Source organism: Ferrovibrio sp. (genome assembly GCF_017994015.1).
In the GTDB taxonomy this organism is placed as follows: domain Bacteria; phylum Pseudomonadota; class Alphaproteobacteria; order Ferrovibrionales; family Ferrovibrionaceae; genus Ferrovibrio.
In genome coordinates this window covers 1-15,293 of sequence record NZ_JAGOLP010000069.1, presented here as the reverse complement: position 1 = coordinate 15,293, position 15,293 = coordinate 1, and the positions used below count along the sequence as shown (strand labels likewise).

General features: G+C 61.7%; 15 protein-coding genes. 10 read left to right on the top strand and 5 right to left on the bottom strand.

All coding sequences use genetic code 11. The features are described 5' to 3' along the window. On the bottom strand, window positions 1-1,781 hold a 1,781-nt coding region (parE, locus tag KBB36_RS18750; protein WP_290984633.1), incomplete at its 3' end, for a DNA topoisomerase IV subunit B. 117 nt (window positions 1,782-1,898) lie between these two features. Here parE and KBB36_RS18745 point away from each other — a divergent pair. Further along, window positions 1,899-2,300 (top strand): acyl-CoA thioesterase, encoded by a 402-nt coding sequence (locus KBB36_RS18745; protein ID WP_290984630.1) that lies wholly within the window; start codon window positions 1,899-1,901, stop codon window positions 2,298-2,300. Then, a complete protein-coding gene (locus KBB36_RS18740; RefSeq protein WP_290984627.1) occupies window positions 2,297-2,764 on the top strand; it encodes a hypothetical protein in 468 nt (155 codons plus the stop codon). Before KBB36_RS18745 ends, KBB36_RS18740 begins: the two co-directional genes overlap by 4 nt. Before the next feature lie 7 nt (window positions 2,765-2,771). On the opposite strand, the gene KBB36_RS18735 is transcribed toward KBB36_RS18740, so the two are convergent. After that, window positions 2,772-3,830 (bottom strand): MBL fold metallo-hydrolase, encoded by a 1,059-nt coding sequence (locus tag KBB36_RS18735; protein WP_290984624.1) that lies wholly within the window; start codon window positions 3,828-3,830, stop codon window positions 2,772-2,774. A 159-nt stretch (window positions 3,831-3,989) separates the two neighbouring features. Here KBB36_RS18735 and KBB36_RS18730 point away from each other — a divergent pair, with 159 nt between their 5' ends. Together KBB36_RS18730 and KBB36_RS18725 are read left to right on the top strand one after the other, a co-directional pair. Then, complete coding sequence (locus KBB36_RS18730; protein ID WP_290984620.1) at window positions 3,990-4,808, top strand: GntR family transcriptional regulator; 819 nt, start codon at window positions 3,990-3,992, stop codon at window positions 4,806-4,808. Window positions 4,809-4,881: 73 nt separating this feature from the next. Continuing rightward, entirely contained in the window at window positions 4,882-5,859 is a 978-nt protein-coding gene (locus KBB36_RS18725) for a sialic acid TRAP transporter substrate-binding protein SiaP (protein WP_290984617.1), read from the top strand. Between the two features lie 46 nt (window positions 5,860-5,905). Here KBB36_RS18725 and KBB36_RS18720 read toward each other — a convergent pair whose 3' ends face one another. Beyond that, window positions 5,906-7,012, bottom strand: coding sequence for a mandelate racemase/muconate lactonizing enzyme family protein (locus KBB36_RS18720; RefSeq protein WP_290984614.1), 1,107 nt, complete (start codon window positions 7,010-7,012; stop codon window positions 5,906-5,908). Window positions 7,013-7,074: 62 nt separating this feature from the next. On the opposite strand from KBB36_RS18720, the gene KBB36_RS18715 reads away from it, so the two are divergent. Next, window positions 7,075-7,629: a TRAP transporter small permease gene (locus KBB36_RS18715; RefSeq protein WP_290984611.1), complete on the top strand. Its 555-nt coding sequence runs from the start codon at window positions 7,075-7,077 to the stop codon at window positions 7,627-7,629. A gap of 30 nt (window positions 7,630-7,659) precedes the next feature. Beyond that, window positions 7,660-8,934, top strand: a complete 1,275-nt coding sequence (locus KBB36_RS18710) for a TRAP transporter large permease (RefSeq protein ID WP_290984608.1) — start codon at window positions 7,660-7,662, stop codon at window positions 8,932-8,934. A gap of 6 nt (window positions 8,935-8,940) precedes the next feature. On the opposite strand, the gene KBB36_RS18705 is transcribed toward KBB36_RS18710, so the two are convergent. Together KBB36_RS18705 and KBB36_RS18700 are read right to left on the bottom strand one after the other, a co-directional pair. Then, window positions 8,941-10,443, bottom strand: a complete 1,503-nt coding sequence (locus KBB36_RS18705; RefSeq protein WP_290984605.1) for a TrkH family potassium uptake protein — start codon at window positions 10,441-10,443, stop codon at window positions 8,941-8,943. Window positions 10,444-10,499: 56 nt separating this feature from the next. Continuing rightward, window positions 10,500-11,747 carry a D-alanyl-D-alanine carboxypeptidase gene (locus KBB36_RS18700; RefSeq protein WP_290984602.1) on the bottom strand — a complete coding sequence of 416 codons (1,248 nt, stop codon included), beginning with the start codon at window positions 11,745-11,747 and terminating at the stop codon, window positions 10,500-10,502. A 199-nt stretch (window positions 11,748-11,946) separates the two neighbouring features. Between KBB36_RS18700 and KBB36_RS18695 the strand changes: the two genes are divergently transcribed. From KBB36_RS18695 to KBB36_RS18680, 4 genes are all read left to right on the top strand, one after another. Beyond that, on the top strand, window positions 11,947-12,681 hold the full coding sequence (locus tag KBB36_RS18695; RefSeq protein WP_290984599.1) for a hypothetical protein: 735 nt from the start codon (window positions 11,947-11,949) through the stop codon (window positions 12,679-12,681). Window positions 12,682-12,959: 278 nt separating this feature from the next. After that, window positions 12,960-13,499, top strand: coding sequence for a phasin family protein (gene phaP, locus KBB36_RS18690; RefSeq protein WP_290984596.1), 540 nt, complete (start codon window positions 12,960-12,962; stop codon window positions 13,497-13,499). A gap of 206 nt (window positions 13,500-13,705) precedes the next feature. After that, the gene (clpS, locus tag KBB36_RS18685) at window positions 13,706-14,035 is read left to right on the top strand and encodes an ATP-dependent Clp protease adapter ClpS (RefSeq protein WP_290984593.1); all 330 of its coding nucleotides are present in this window, start codon (window positions 13,706-13,708) and stop codon (window positions 14,033-14,035) included. Between the two features lie 16 nt (window positions 14,036-14,051). Beyond that, on the top strand, window positions 14,052-15,293 hold a 1,242-nt coding region (locus tag KBB36_RS18680; RefSeq protein ID WP_290984590.1), incomplete at its 3' end, for an AAA family ATPase.

Sequence of the window (15,293 nt, the reverse complement as noted above, 5' to 3'; positions counted from 1 at the left end):
AGACCCTTGAAGCGGCTGATTTCGATCTTGCCACGGCTGCTGAAGGTGGACTTCAGCAATTCATCCTTATGGGCGTCGTCGCGCGCATAGGCGGTCTTGCCGCCCTGGCTGATTCGGAATAGCGGCGGCTGCGCCAGGTAGAGGTGGCCGTTGCGGATCAGGCTGGGCATTTCGCGGAAGAAAAAGGTGATCAGCAGCGAAGCGATATGCGCGCCGTCCACATCGGCGTCGGTCATGATGATGACCTTGTCGTAGCGCAGATCCTCGTCGCGGTATTTGGTGCCGGTGCCGCAGCCCAGGGCCTGGATCAGGTCAGCCAGTTCCTGGTTCGCCGCCAGCTTGCCCGAAGTGGCCGAGGCCACGTTCAGGATTTTGCCGCGCAACGGCAGGATCGCCTGGGTCTTGCGCTCACGCGCCTGCTTGGCAGAACCACCGGCGCTGTCGCCCTCAACAATGAAAATTTCCGTGCCGGCTGCACTATCTTCGCTGCAATCGGCCAGCTTGCCGGGCAGGCGCAGCTTGCGTGTGGCGGTTTTGCGGCCCACTTCCTTTTCGGCGCGGCGCCGCAGGCGTTCCTCGGCGCGCTCGATAATGCGCAGCAGCAAGGCCGTGGCATGTTGCGGCGCGCCGGCCAGCCAATGGTCGAAATGATCCTTGACCGCCACTTCCACCAGTTTCTGCGCTTCCACCGTGACCAGCTTTTCCTTGGTCTGGCCCTGGAATTGCGGTTCCTTGATGAACAGCGACAGCATGGCGGTGGCGCCCGACACGATGTCTTCCGCCGTGATCTGGGCGCCGCGCTTGTTGTTGGTCAGCTCGGCATATTCCTTGAAGCTGCGCAGCAGGGCGGAACGGAAGCCGGCTTCATGGGTGCCGCCTTCTGGCGTCGGCACGGTATTCACATAGGAATTGAGCCAGCCATCACCGATTTCCTGCGGCCAATGGATTGCCCATTCCACCTGGCCGCGTTCGCCAGCCAGTTGTGCCCGGCCGGCAAACGGCACCGGCGTGATGGTGGCCTGGCCCTCCAAGGCAGCATTCAGATAATCCTGCAAACCACCGGGGAAATGCAGTGTTGCCTCGGCCGGTGTCTCGTCGTCGCTTTTCAGCAGATCGGCGGCACATTTCCAGCGGATTTCCACACCGGGATAGAGATAGGCCTTGGAACGCGCCATGCGGAACAGCCGGCTGGGGCGGAAATGCGCGCCCTTGCCGAAAATCTGCTCGTCGGGATGGAAAAACACCGCTGTGCCGCGCCGGTTTGGCACATTGCCCACCTTGGCAAGCGGCCCCTGCGGCGCGCCACGGGAATATTCCTGGCGCCACAATTCGCGATCACGCGCCACTTCCACGGTCAGGCGGTCAGACAGCGCGTTGACCACCGAAATGCCCACGCCATGCAGGCCGCCGGCAGTGGAATAAACCTTGTCGGAGAATTTGCCGCCGGAATGCAGCGTGGTGAAAATCACCTCCAGCGCCGACTTGTCCTTGAATTTTGGGTGGCGGTCGATCGGGATGCCGCGGCCGTTATCGGCCACGCGCAGGCTGCCATCGGGCAGCAATTCCACCTCGATGCGGTCGGCATGGCCGGCCACCGCCTCGTCCATGGAATTGTCCAGCACCTCGGCAAACAGATGGTGCAGGGCGCGCTCGTCGATGCCGCCGATATACATGCCGGGCCGGCGCCGCACAGGCTCCAGCCCCTCCAGGACTTCGATATCCTTGGCGGTGTAGTCTGAGCCAGCCTTGCTGCTCTGGAACAAGTCATTCGTCGAATTCATGCGCCGCGCTATACTGCAAACCGCGCCCGCTGTATAGGGGCGCCCGAATCAGGGAATACCAAATATAGTGGTTTTCGCAGGCGCGAAAAGCACTTAAACGATTTATGGAGCCGCCGGATGAGCCAGCCAGAAGACCAGAATGCACGCGGCGAGCCGGTGATCCGCACCGCACCGATGCCGTCCGACATGAATGGTAACGGTGATATTTTCGGCGGCTGGGTGCTGAGCCAGATGGATATTGCCGGCGGCATCGTTGCCGCCCGGCGCAGCCAGGGCCGGGTCGCCACCGTGGCGGTCGATTCGATGACCTTCAAGCAGCCGATCAAGGTGGGCGATGTGGTGTCGATCTATGCCAGCGTGAAGCGGGTTGGCCGCACTTCCATCGCCGTGCATATGGAAACCATCGTGGCGCGCCGGCTTGATCCGCAGGAGATCAAGGTGACGGAAGGCACCTTCATCTACGTTGCCATCGATGCCAATGGCCGGCCACGCCCGATTGCCGGCGGGGTGCCGGCATGATCACCCCACCGCCGCGCGGCTGGCTGGCCGATGAAGTGCAGGCACCCAGCCTGGTTGACCTGCTGGCCTGGTATGATGCCGCGCGGGCCGGCCGCCCTGTGCTGGCGGTCTCGGCCCTGCCGGCGCTGGAAAGCCTGCCGGGCGCCGCCGATCTGGCACTGATCGAACGCGAGCCTTATGGCAATTACCGCTACCGCGCCATGGGCGAGGCCTATCGCGCCTTGAGCGACCTGGTGACGGATGCTGATGGCGCAATGCGCGAGAGCCGGGCGGTGATCCGCCAGCATCTTGATCTGACCTGCCGCGACGGGCATCCGTTCCATGTCAGCATCACACGCTGGGATGGCCCGAATATCCTGCAATATGACCGCCTGATCCTGCCGCTGGATGACGGCCATGGCAACATCACCCATCTGCTGGTGGGCGAGGCCTTCCTGCGTTATGCGCGCGGCGGGCCGGAGTGATGGGCGGCTAAAACCCCAGTGTTTCACCGATTTTGAGCGGCAGCACGGTATCGGCGGCATAGCCGCTGGCAGCACCTGCCGCACGGAAGCGCGGCGCCGCTTCGAAGGCCGGTTCCTGGGTGAGTGTTACCGTGCCCCAGTGCATGCCGACCAGGCGGCGGGCGCGGATATCACGGCCGATCTGCACGGCTTCTTCCGGTGTGGCATGGCTGGCCCGCATGATCGCCTTCGGCTCATAGGCGCCGATGCCGATCAGCGCCAGGTCAACCGGCGCAAAGCGTTGGCCGATTTCCTTGAATGTGGCGCCATAGGCGGTGTCGCCGCTGAAATAGACGCGTTTGCCGCCGGCTTCCAGCATGAAGCCGGCCCAGAGCGTGCGGTTGGTATCGAACAGCGTGCGGCGCGAGAAATGCACCGCCGGCACCGCCGTAATTTTCACGCCGCGCTGCTCGGTGCTGTCATACCAATCCAGTTCCACCACATTGGCATAACCGCGCTCGCGGAAAAAATCGCCCAAGCGCAGTGGCACCACCACGGTGATGCGGTCTTTGCCCGGCATGGCTTCCACCGTGGCGGCATCAAGATGATCGTAATGGTTATGGCTGATCAACAGCAGATCAATCGGCGGCAATTGCGCCACGCTCAGCGCCGCCGGCACAAAACGCTTGGGGCCAAAGACCAGGAAGCCGGCGCGTTCTGAAAGATACGGATCGGTAAGCAGCGTGGCGCCCTGCATGCGCATCAGGAAAGCGGCGTGGCCGAGCCAGGTGATATGATCCTGCCCGGCATGGGCGGAACGGCCGGCCTGAACTGCCTCGGGGCTCAACACATGCTCTGGCGGCGGCGTCGGCGGATTGAAAGAGCGCAGGAATTGACCAAAGAAAAACGGCGCAAAATCCGTGAAGCCGGCCTCGCGCGGCGGGCTGCCGGGCGGATTGCGGAACCGCCCATCGGCCAGGTGGTGATAGGGCTTGCCGGGGGCCTGTGCGGCATCCGGTGGCGGGGTGCAGCCGGCCAGCAGCAGGGCGAGCAAGGCGAGCAGGGCAAGGCGGGGTTTGGGCGGCATGCCGCAGAAATAGTGCAGGCTGCCTGGTCAGCAAGCGGAAAGCGTTGACGGCGCCAATCGCAACACATATCTTACATACAAGATATGCGACCAAGTTCCAGTTATAGGAACGGCGCAGGCATCCGGGCTTGGCCTGGACAGGGATTAGGGGAGGCGAGTATGGGGGGCGGTGCGCGCCTGCATGCCGGCGATATTGTGGCCCTGGCAACGATGCCGGGGCCACTGGCCGAGCCGTTGCCGGTTGCCGGGCACACTCCCGCGCGCAGCGCGCGGCATCAGTTCGCACCGGTGCGCAGCGCACGGCATCAATTCAGTGTGCCGCCCACTGTGGCTGCTTTGGTGCATGAACGGCTGCATGACGACATCCTGTCATTGGCCCTGCCGCCAGGCGCCATGCTGTCCGAAAACGATCTGTCCAAGGGCTTTGGTGTCAGCCGCACGCCGGTGCGCGAGGCTTTGCTGCGTCTGGCCGATGAGGGGCTGGTGGAGATCGTGCCGAAATCCGGCACCCGGGTCAGTTTGATCCCCTGCGCCAAGCTGATCGAGGCCATGGTGATCCGCCGCGCGCTGGAGCAGGTGGCAGTGACCAAGGCGGCCGAATGCGCCCGCAGCAGCCAGTTTGCCGGCCTGCATGCCGCAATCAAACGCCAGCGCGAAGCCTGCGCCGCCGATGACATGCAGGCTTTCCATCTGGCGGACGAGGCTTTCCACGCCGCCATCGCCGAGGCGGCAGGTTATCCCGGCATCTGGATTCTGGTGCGGCAGGTGAAATTCCATGTTGACCGTTTCCGCCGCCTGACCCTGCCCGAAGCCGGCCGGCTGGAGCGGGTGATTGAAGAGCATGAGCGGGTGGCCGAGGCGCTGGAACGCGGCGATGCCGCCACCGCTTTACTGGCAATGGATTTCCATCTCGACGGGCTGCAGCTCAGCCTGCCCGAGATTCTTGCGCGTAATCCCGATTACTTCACCCCCGAATAACAGCAAAGCCGAGGATGAAGTCTGACCCGTGCCGGCAGAGCCGGACCAACCATAAGAAAGCAGGAGGAAACCAATGAAAAAGCAGTTCATGTTTGCCGCCGCCACCCTGGCGCTGGCTATGCTGGCCACGCCGACGCTGGCGCAGACCAAGCTGAAATGGGCCCATGTTTATGAGACGCCCGAGCCTTATCACACCGAGGCTTTGTGGGCGGCGCAGGAAATCGCCAAGCGCACCAACAACAAGTATCAGATCGAAGTGTTCCCGGCCTCGCAGCTCGGCAACGAAAACCAGATCAACGAGGCGCTCACCCTCGGCACCGTGGATATCATCTATACCGGCGTGGCCTTTGCCGGCTCGATCCACAAGCCGATTGCGATTTCCAATGCGCCGTTCATCCTGCGCGATTTCGACCATTGGAAGGCCTATCGCGATTCCAAGCTGTTCACCGACATTGCCGCCGGCTATGAGCAGAAGACCAAACATAAGGTGACGGCACTGACCTATTACGGCCAGCGCCATCTGACCGCCAACAAGGCGATCAACAAGCCGGAAGACATGAAGGGCATGAAGCTGCGCGTGCCGCCGGCGCCGCTGTTCCTGATGTTCACCAAATCGGTCGGCGCCAATGCAACCCCGATTGCTTTTGCAGAGGTCTACCTTGCTTTGCAACAAGGCACCGTGGACGGCCAGGAGAATCCGCTGCCCACCATCATGGCGAAGAAGTTCTACGAAGTGCAGAGCCATATCATGCTCTCAGGCCATATCACCGAAAGCCTGCTCAGCATCGTTGGCGGCCATGTCTGGAACAAGCTGAATGCGGATGAGAAGGCGGCCTTCGCGGATGTGCTGAAGACGGCGGCAAGCCGCGCCACTGACAAGATCCGCGCTTCCGAGCAGACCCTGGCGGCTGAATTCCGCAAGCTCGGCAAGACCGTGGTGGAGGTGGATCGCAAGCCGTTCATCGCTGCTGCCGTGCCGCTGCATAACGATGCCGCAGCCGGCGCCGGCTGGAGCAAGGCGGAATATGACACCTTGCAGGCCCTGAAGTAAGCCAGGCACACCGGCAGGGTATTGTTGCCCTGCCGGTGTTTTTTTTTCATGTGATGACTAGCGGACTGAAAGCTTGACGTTTCGCGATTGCAGCCCAATCCCACTCAATGCCAAGCCCCGGCGCCTGCGGCGCCAGCGCTTTGCCGTTCTGCACGGCCAGGCGACTGGTGGCGATGGCATCAAGCTGCGGAATCCACTCCACCCAGGCTGCATTGGGCACGGCGGCGCAAAGCGAGACATGCAGTTCCATCAGGAAATGCGGGCAGATCGCCATGTTGAAGGCTTCCACCAGGTGCGCCACCTTGAGCCACGGCGTGATGCCGCCGATACGCGCCACGTCTGCCTGCACGATGGCGCAGGCGCGGTTTTGCAGATATTCCCGGAAGTGGCTCAGGCTGTAGATCGACTCGCCCACCGCGATGGGCAGCGATGTGCTGGCGGCAAGGCGCACATGGCCGTCCATATCCTCGGCCGGCAGCGGCTCCTCGAACCATGCCAGATCAAAGGCTTCATACTGCCGGGCGCGCCGGATCGCCTCGGCCACGGTGAATGCCTGGTTGGCATCCACCATGATTTCAAAATCATCGCCCACCGCCGCGCGCACCGCGCCAAGCCGTGCCACATCCTCGGCCACATGCGGCCGGCCCACCTTGATCTTGCTGCCGCCAAAGCCGGCCGCTTTGGCCGCCAGGGCATCATCCACCAGGGCCTGCGGCTCGATATGCAGCCAGCCGCCCTCGGTGGTGTAAACCGGCACGGCGGCCTGCGCGCCGCCGGCTTCGAGCCACAAGGGCTTCTGCGCCGCCAGGCAGCGCAAATCCCACAAGGCCGTATCGATGGCTGCCAGCGCCAGGGCGGTGATGGCGCCCACGGCCGTGGCATGAGTAGCAAAGAACAGGCTTTTCCAGATCGCTTCGATGGCGGCCGGGTCGCGCCCGATCAGCCGCGGCGCCAGGTGATCGCGCAACAATGCCACCACCGAGGAGCCGCCGGTGCCGATCGTGTAGCTGTAGCCGGTGCCAATCAGGCCGTCGCTGGTGTGGATACGCAGCATCGGCGTTTCCTGGGTGATGAAAGCCTGGATCGCATCGGTGCGTTTCACCAGCGGCGCCAGGTCGACTTGCAGGATTTCCACCCGGGTGATCGTTGCCATGATTTCCTCCGTTTTTCTTTTCTTGGCCGCAGTCTTGCGGAATCGCAGCAGCAGGTAAAGCCATGACACAACCGCAGCAGCAAGACCCCACTGAAGTGCATCTGATCGAGGTGGCGGATCCCGAGGTAAAGATTGAGCCATTCATTGAGGACATACTTGGCTTTGTGATTTTCTGGACCCTGGCCGGCGTGGTGTTCCTGCAATTCTTCTCACGTTATGTGATGAATGATTCCTATGCCTGGACCGAAGAGATTTCGCGTTACCTGCTGATGTGGGTCACCTTCATCGGCGCCGCCACGGCGATGCGGCGCGGCACCCATATCGGGGTGGAAGCGATCCAGCATTTCCTGCCGGAAGGCTTGGCGCGGCTCAGCCGCTTCATCATCGATGGCCTTACGCTGGGGTTCATCGCCTGTCTGTGCTGGTTCGGCATCACCATCACCGAGCGTATGCAGATTCAGACCATGACCGTGATCGAATGGCCGATGAGCATTGTGTATGGCGGCATCGCGCTGGGCTGCTTCCTGATGCTGTACCGCTGCATACGGGTGGTGTTTGGCAATGCCCGGCGTGGCTGGCGACCCGATCCGAACAAAGTCGACCTGATCATCGATTGACCGTTACGTTTTTTTGCACGGAGTTTTGCAATGGCCGCTTTGCTGGTTTTCTTTTTCGCCACTTTGCTGATCGGCGTGCCGATTTTTGTCGCGCTGGGTGGTTCGTCGCTCTTTTACACCCACTTCCTATCGATGGTGCCGGACTTTGTTGTGCTGCATCGCATGGCCGGCGGCGTAGATTCTTTTCCGCTGATCGCTGTGCCATTTTTCATCCTGGCCGGCAATCTGATGAATACTGCCGGCATCACCAACCGTATTTATGATTTCGCTGTTGCTGCCGTGGGCTGGCTGCGCGGTGGCCTGGGCCATGTCAACGTGGTGGGGTCGGTGATCTTCGCCGGCATGTCTGGTACGGCGGTGGCCGATGCTGGCGGTCTTGGCACTATCGAGATCAAGGCAATGCGCGACCATAATTATCCGGTCGAATTCGCCGTTGGCATTACGGCGGCGTCGTCCACTGTGGGGCCGATCATTCCGCCCTCGTTGCCGATGGTTATCTTCGGCGTGATGGCGAATGTTTCTATTGGCCAGCTTTTTGTTGCCGGTATCGTGCCTGGCTTGCTGATGGCCGGCGCGATGATGATCTATGTCACCTGGTATGCGCATCGCCATAATATCGGCAGTGACCAGGCTTTCAGCATCCCGGTGTTGGGCCGCAGCTTCCTGCGCGCCATTCCGGCTTTGCTCACCCCGGTGATCCTGATCGGCGGCATGAGCAGCGGCGCCTTCACGCCCACCGAAGCCGCCATTGCTGCCTGCGCCTGGGCGCTGATCCTCGGCGTGTTCCTGTATCGCTCGCTCAATCTGCGGCAATTTTACCGCATCTCGATGGAAACCATCGAAACCACCGCCAGTGTGCTGATCATCGTGGGCGCCGCCTCGCTGTTTGGCTGGGTGCTGACCACCACTCGGATCACCGAGGAACTGACCTCCGGCCTGCTGTCGATCACCACCAATCCCTACATGCTGCTGCTGATCATCAACATCATCCTGCTGATCGTCGGCTGCTTCATGGAAACCATCGCGGCGATTTCCATCCTGGTGCCGGTCTTTATGCCGGCAGTGCAGAAGGTGGGGATCGATCCGGTGCAGTTCGGTGTCATCATGGTGCTGAACCTGATGATCGGCCTGCTCACGCCGCCGGTTGGCATGGTGCTGTTTGTGTTGTCACGGGTGGCGAAGCTGTCATTTGATCGCACCGTGATGGCGGTGCTGCCCTTCCTGGTGCCGCTTTTTGTTGTGCTGGGGCTGATCTGCCTGTTCCCGGTGCTGACGCTCTACCTGCCGACGCTGTGGTATCGTTGAGCGGGGTCAGTTGCGCCAGAAGAAGCGGCTGAGCGGGATAATCAGGATCAGGATTTCCAGGCGGCCGGCCAGCATGCCGAAGCTCATCAGCCATTTGGCGGTGTCGGGGAATTCCTTGAAGGTGCAGCAGGGGCCGCTATTAGGCCCCAGGCCGGGGCCGACATTGCCGAGCGAGGTGGCGGCGGCACCAAGGCTTTCGCTGAAAGGCAACCCGGTGGCGCTGATCGCCAGGCAGAGGAAGGCCAGCATCAACAGATAGACAAAGAAGTAGGTGGCAACGCCAACCCGCACGGCATCTGCAATGGTTTCGCCGTTGAAAGTGACGCGGAATGTGCCATGCGGGAAAATCTGCCGGTGAATCTGGCCGCGCAGGGATTGCAGCATGATGTAAACCCGGAACACCTTGATGCCGCCCACGGTGGAACCGGTGCAGCCGCCGATCAGCATCAGCAGGAAAGCCAGCGATTCGGTAAAGCCGCCCCAGGACGAGTAATCGTAGCCGGTGAAGCCGGTGGTGGTGATAGTGGCGACGGTAACGAAGGCGCCTTCGCGCAATGCCTGCAACAGACCGATATCAAAATGCACCATCCGCCAAGCGGTGATCAGCAGCATGCTGGCCAGGATGATACCCAGGAACAGCCGCACCTGCTGATCGCGATAGAGCGCCTCCGGCCGGCCATGGATGGCCACGATATAAAGGCCAAAAGGCATGGCGCCCAGGGTCATGAACACCACGGCAATCCACTCAATGGCCGGGCTGTTGAAAAAGCCGATGCCGGAATCATGCGAGGAATAACCCCCGGTTGCCAGCGAGGTCATGGCATGGCCGATGGCATCAAACGATGACATGCCGGCAAGCCAGTAGCACACCGCGCAGAGCGCGGTGAGGGCGGCATAGATCAGGCCGATCTGCGTGACCACCTCCACCATGCGTGGCACAAACTTGGCCGAGCTGGGCGACAGGTCGAGGCTGAAAAGCTGCAAGCCGCCGATGCGCAGAAAAGGCAGCGCCAGCACGGCGATGGTGACCACGCCGAAGCCGCCGATCCACATCAGGAGAAAGCGCCAGAACAGCACCCCGCGCGGTGCGTCATCCAGGCCAACAATCACGGTGGAGCCAGTATTGGTCAGGCCCGAAACGGCCTCAAAAACCGCATCGGTCAGGCTGAGATGCAGGTCTGACAGCATGAAAGGCAGGGCGCAGACCAGGCAGGCGATCACCCAGGTGATTGGCAGCAGCAGCAGGGTTTCGTTCTGGTTGATGCGCTGCTGCTTGTCATTGGTGGCGATGGCCAGCCCGGCGCCAACAAACAATGTGCCAAGCGCGCAGACCAGGAAGGCGGCATAGTCACTGCTGCCATCGACATAGTCGATCAGCGCCGGCAGCAGCATGAACACGCCCAGGCAGGAATTGACCACGCTGACAAAGAACAGGATCGGCGCCAAGCTGATCCCTTCGGCGCGGCTGCGGGGGGTGTTGTGGTTGGTGGGAAAGCGGCGCCGGTTCATCAGCGCGGACTTTGGCCGCGCGCCGGCTTAAAATCAAGCTGGATGTGGCTTAGACCTTAGCCGGCGCTGGGCGAAACCACGGTGCAGGCCAGATTGCGGCGCTTCAGACTGCTACAGGCGTTGCGCGCATCGGCCTCGCTCATGCCGGTGAGGCGGGCGCGATACAGCATCCCACTATCGGCGCGCAAAGCTTCCACACTGGGTTCGCCGGCCGGCACATTGGCCTGCGCCTTGGCCACGGTGGCCTGGGCGGCGTCCTGCTTCTTGAAGGCGCCAAGCTGCACCGCCCAATTGCCATTGGCAGCGGCGGCCTTGGCTTTCGTCTTGGTTGCGGCCTTGCTGGTCTTGGGCTTGGCGGCGCGGGCAGCGCTGCCGGGTTCAGCCGCCTTGGCCGAGGAAATCAGGTTGAACGAACTGCCGGTTTCGCTTGAGGCCATCACCGGATCGTTGCCGCCGCCATTCTGGATGCGCTCAAAGCCGGCATCGAGCAGCTGGATCATGCGGTTGTCACGCGACGTGGCGGTGCTGCCGCCAAACACGGCGGCGACGATACGGCGGCCATCGCGCTTGGCCGAAGCCACCAGATTGAAGCCCGAAGCGCCGATGAAGCCGGTCTTGATGCCATCGGCGCCTTCATAGCGGCTCAGCACGCGGTTGTGGTTGCGATACACGCCGTCATTCCATTCGAACTCGGCGGTGGAGAAATAGTCGTAATATTTGCCGTGATGCTTGATCAGCGCGGCGCCCAAAGTCGCCATGTCGCGCGCCGTGGTCTTCTGCTGGCTGTTCGGCAGGCCCGACGAATTCTTGAACACCGTGCTGCGCATGCCGATCTGCTGTGCCTTGCGGGTCATCATTTCGGCAAACTGGCTTTCGCTGCCGCCGATGGCTTCGCCCAGAACAGCGGTGGCGTTGTTGGCCGATTTGGTGATGGCGGCCAGCACGGCATCGCGCACCGTGATGGTTTGGCCGGCGCGCAGCGGGATGCCATAGGGCTGGGCTGCCGCATGGGCTGAAATTCGCAGCGGCTGGTGCATGCTCAGCCGCCCGTCATTCAGGGCGTCGAAGGTCATGTACAGGGTCATCATCTTGGTCAGCGAGGCCGGATAACGCGGCTCGTCGGCATGCTGGGCATGCAGCACGCGGCCGGTATCATAATCCACCACGATGGCGGCATACCGGTTTGCCTCCGCCTTGGCCTTGGCGGCCCGGGCAGGAGACGGGAGCGAAACGGCAGCGGCCAGTATGAAACAAATCGTTACAACAAAAACCGGAATCCGCCGCAACGCCGCCGTGTACTGCATCTGTGATATCCCCCGTAAAGGTCCCGCTTGACTAGTCCGCAGCCGGACCCTTTGACACAGAAAAGCCCGATTCGTCGCCCAGAGTTTATGAATCACGATTCGCCTTGTCCAGTAAAAATCGTCCTCTAACAATTTGATTCGGCTATGATTCAGCATAGCGTTAGGGGCCGGGCGAATGTTCAACCTATGGAGTCCGATTGTGAAATCTACCGCTCTTTCGCTTAAAAATCGGTTGCTACCGCTGTTTGCCGGCCTAGCCTTGCTGGCCGGTTGCGCGTCCATCGGCCCGACCGACGACCCGGTGCAGCGGCATTTTTCCTGGGACCGCTATGTCGGCGGTGACGATCTGGCCACCAACTGCAAGCCGGGCGAGCCGACCCGCTATCGGCTGGTTTACAACGGCATCTACGCCGAACAGCGCCGCAGCTATGATTTCACCGCACAGCCCGATGGCGGCGCCCTGCTGGAGGCGCGGGTGATCGGCTCCGGCACGCTCACCGCCATCACGCTGACCGAGCCGCTCAAGCCCTGGCAGGGCGACAAGGCACTGCATCGCCTGAATGCCGCCGAGTTTGAGCGCGTTACGGCCGCTTTGCGTGATGCCGGATTTGAGGCAACGGCGAAAAAGGGCCTGGAATTGCGCGGTGATGATTTTTACTGGACCGCCAGTGCCTGCCGTAACGGCATTTTCCACTTTAATGCCTGGGCCGCCGAGGGCTATCCGGGGGAAATGCCCGCCTTTGACCGCGCCCGGTTCCTGGATGTGCTGGCGCCTTTTGATCATACCGGCGTGGCTGTGAACCCGCCGCGCAAGGTGGCATTGCCGCCCTATGCGCTGATGATGAACCAGGCCCGCGAGAAGCCGAACCAGCCACCGCACCGCTATATTGTGGGCGATAACGGCCTGATCTACACCCAACGGGCTTTCAACTAACTGGTTGGATTGCCTGTTGATTAGGCAGTAAGCCATTCATGCGGCAGCGCTTTTGTGCGCTGCCGCATTTTTATATTGCGGCGCACAAATTTTCCCTTGACGCAATTGCTGGCGTGCTTATATACCTATCAATGTTGCACCGCAGCATTTTCCGCTACACCGATCAGCCGGCGTCGATACGTTAGAGCATTCGGGGTGGCCAGCATCGCATCCGGGTTAATCCGGCTTTTCAACCACCAGGACCGTGTTTCGGTCCTTTGTCTAAAAGGATCATTCCGATGGCCAAGACCAAGATTGCCGCCCCCAAGCTTGAAACCCCGGCTTTTGAGACCCCGGCTTTTGACGCGCAGGCGTTTGAAACCGTGATCGCTGCTTCCAAGGAGCAGATCGAGAAGGCCGTGCAGGCCGCCACCGAAGCCGCTGAGCGCGCTTTCGCTGCTTCCAAGGAGCAGATCGAGAAAGTGGTGAAGGGTTACGACGACGCCGCCAAGTTCTCCAAGGCCAGCGCCGATGCCTTCGTTGCCGCCGGCACCACGGCCAGCAAGGGCGCCGAAACCATCAACGCCGAAGTGCTGGCTTTCGCGAAGAGCCAGTATGAAGACAACCTGGCCGCGACGAAGGCGCTGTTCGGCGCCAAGACCCTCCAGGAAGTGATCGAGTTGCAGAACGGCTTTGCCAAGTCGGCCTTTGAAGCCTATTCCGCCCATGCCACCAAGCTGAGCGAAGTGTCGGCCAAGGTGGCGCAGGACAGCTTTGCCCCGATCAACGCCCAGGTTCAGGCGGCGGTGGAAAAGTTCGTCAAGCCGATGGCCGCCTGATCCAAGCCAGTCGCGCATTTGTTACAGAGCCCGGCCGCAAGGCCGGGCTCTTTCCGTTTGCGGCAGCTTTTTTTAATCGCCCGGTGCTGGTATTTTTTTACCATGTTCCCATATCCTCAATCGGTGCAGCGCTGAACCGCGCGACGGACGAGAGGACGGAGCGGGCGATGGGTTGTATGGATGAGTAGCAGAATGAGCGGGCGGGCATGAGCGAACGGGATGGACGCGATGGGCGCGGGCGTACCAAAATCGGCGTGGTCACCAAGACCAAGCCGAAAACGCAGAAGCCGCCCATGTACAAGGTCTTGCTGCTGAACGACGACTACACGCCGATGGAGTTCGTCGTGCATGTGCTGGAGCGGTTTTTCAACAAACCGCGCGAGGAGGCGACGCAGATCATGCTGCACGTTCACCAGAAGGGCGTCGGCATCTGCGGGGTCTTCACCTACGAGGTGGCGGAAACGAAAGTGACCCAGGTGGTCGATTTCGCCCGCCAGCATCAGCATCCGCTGCAATGTACCATGGAACGCGATTGATGGAGGCGTAGACCGAATGGCAAGCTTCTCGCGCACGCTTGAGCAATCCCTGCACAGGGCCCTTTCACTGGCCGGCGCGAAGAAGCATGAATTCGCCACGCTGGAACATCTGCTCTTTGCCCTGACCGAAGATTCCGACGCCATCGCCGTGATGCGCGCCTGCAATGTGGATGTGGAAAAGCTGCGTCAGCGGCTCGGCACCTTCATCGACGAGGAATTGCGCGGCCTGGTGGTTACCGGCCTGCCGCAGGATGCCAAACCCACCCTGAGCTTTCAGCGCGCCGTGCAGCGCGCCCTGTTCCATGTGCAATCTTCCGGCCGCGAGGAAGTGACCGGCGCCAATGTGCTGGTGGCGATCTTCTCCGAGCGTGAGAGCCATGCGGTGCATTTCCTGCAAGAGCAGGACATGACCCGGCTCGATGCGGTGAGTTATATCAGCCATGGCGTGGCCAAGGCGCCGGGCAGCCGCAGCGAGCGCCGCCCGCCGGTGCGCGGCAGCGAAAGCGGCGCCAGCGGCACCGAAGAGCCGGCGCGTGAGCAGCGCAACAGCGGCGAGCGCGAGAAGGCCAAGGAAAAGGATAAAGACAAGGAGGCGCTCAGCGCCTATTGCGTCAATCTCAACGACAAGGCCAAGGCCGGCAAGATTGATCCGCTGATCGGCCGCGATGCCGAGATTGAGCGCACCATCCAGATCCTGTGCCGCCGCACCAAGAACAACCCGCTCTATGTCGGCGATCCCGGCGTGGGCAAGACCGCCATCGCCGAGGGCCTGGCGCGCCGCATCATTCGTGGCGAAGTGCCGGGCATTCTGAAGGAATCGGTGATCTACGCGCTGGATATGGGCAGCCTGCTGGCCGGCACGCGCTATCGCGGCGATTTTGAGGAACGCCTGAAGCAGGTGATGCAGGAACTGGAAGCGCAGCCCAACGCGATCCTGTTCATCGACGAGATGCACACGGTTATCGGCGCCGGCGCCACGTCGGGCGGTGCCATGGATGCGTCAAACCTGCTCAAGCCGGCGCTGGCTTCGGGTGGCCTGCGCTGCATGGGGTCGACGACCTATAAGGAATTCCGCTCCTATATCGAGAAGGACCGTGCGCTGCTGCGCCGCTTCCAGAAGATCGATGTGAACGAACCCTCGATCCCGGATGCCATCAAGATTCTGCGCGGCATCAAGACCTATTACGAAGAACATCACCATGTCCGCTACACCGATGATGCCATCAAGGCGGCGGTGGAACTGGCGGCGAAATATATC

Bases quoted from the DNA above. Each gene is read 5' to 3' on its own strand.
- KBB36_RS18745 (WP_290984630.1), top strand. From the start codon at position 1,899: ATGAGCCAGCCAGAAGACCAGAATGCACGCGGCGAGCCGGTGATCCGC.
- KBB36_RS18740 (WP_290984627.1), top strand. From the start codon at position 2,297: ATGATCACCCCACCGCCGCGCGGCTGGCTGGCCGATGAAGTGCAGGCA.
- KBB36_RS18735 (WP_290984624.1), bottom strand. From the start codon at position 3,830: ATGCCGCCCAAACCCCGCCTTGCCCTGCTCGCCTTGCTCGCCCTGCTG.
- KBB36_RS18730 (WP_290984620.1), top strand. From the start codon at position 3,990: ATGGGGGGCGGTGCGCGCCTGCATGCCGGCGATATTGTGGCCCTGGCA.
- KBB36_RS18725 (WP_290984617.1), top strand. From the start codon at position 4,882: ATGAAAAAGCAGTTCATGTTTGCCGCCGCCACCCTGGCGCTGGCTATG.
- KBB36_RS18720 (WP_290984614.1), bottom strand. From the start codon at position 7,012: ATGGCAACGATCACCCGGGTGGAAATCCTGCAAGTCGACCTGGCGCCG.
- KBB36_RS18715 (WP_290984611.1), top strand. From the start codon at position 7,075: ATGACACAACCGCAGCAGCAAGACCCCACTGAAGTGCATCTGATCGAG.
- KBB36_RS18710 (WP_290984608.1), top strand. From the start codon at position 7,660: ATGGCCGCTTTGCTGGTTTTCTTTTTCGCCACTTTGCTGATCGGCGTG.
- KBB36_RS18705 (WP_290984605.1), bottom strand. From the start codon at position 10,443: ATGAACCGGCGCCGCTTTCCCACCAACCACAACACCCCCCGCAGCCGC.
- KBB36_RS18700 (WP_290984602.1), bottom strand. From the start codon at position 11,747: ATGCAGTACACGGCGGCGTTGCGGCGGATTCCGGTTTTTGTTGTAACG.
- phaP (WP_290984596.1), top strand. From the start codon at position 12,960: ATGGCCAAGACCAAGATTGCCGCCCCCAAGCTTGAAACCCCGGCTTTT.
- clpS (WP_290984593.1), top strand. From the start codon at position 13,706: ATGAGCGAACGGGATGGACGCGATGGGCGCGGGCGTACCAAAATCGGC.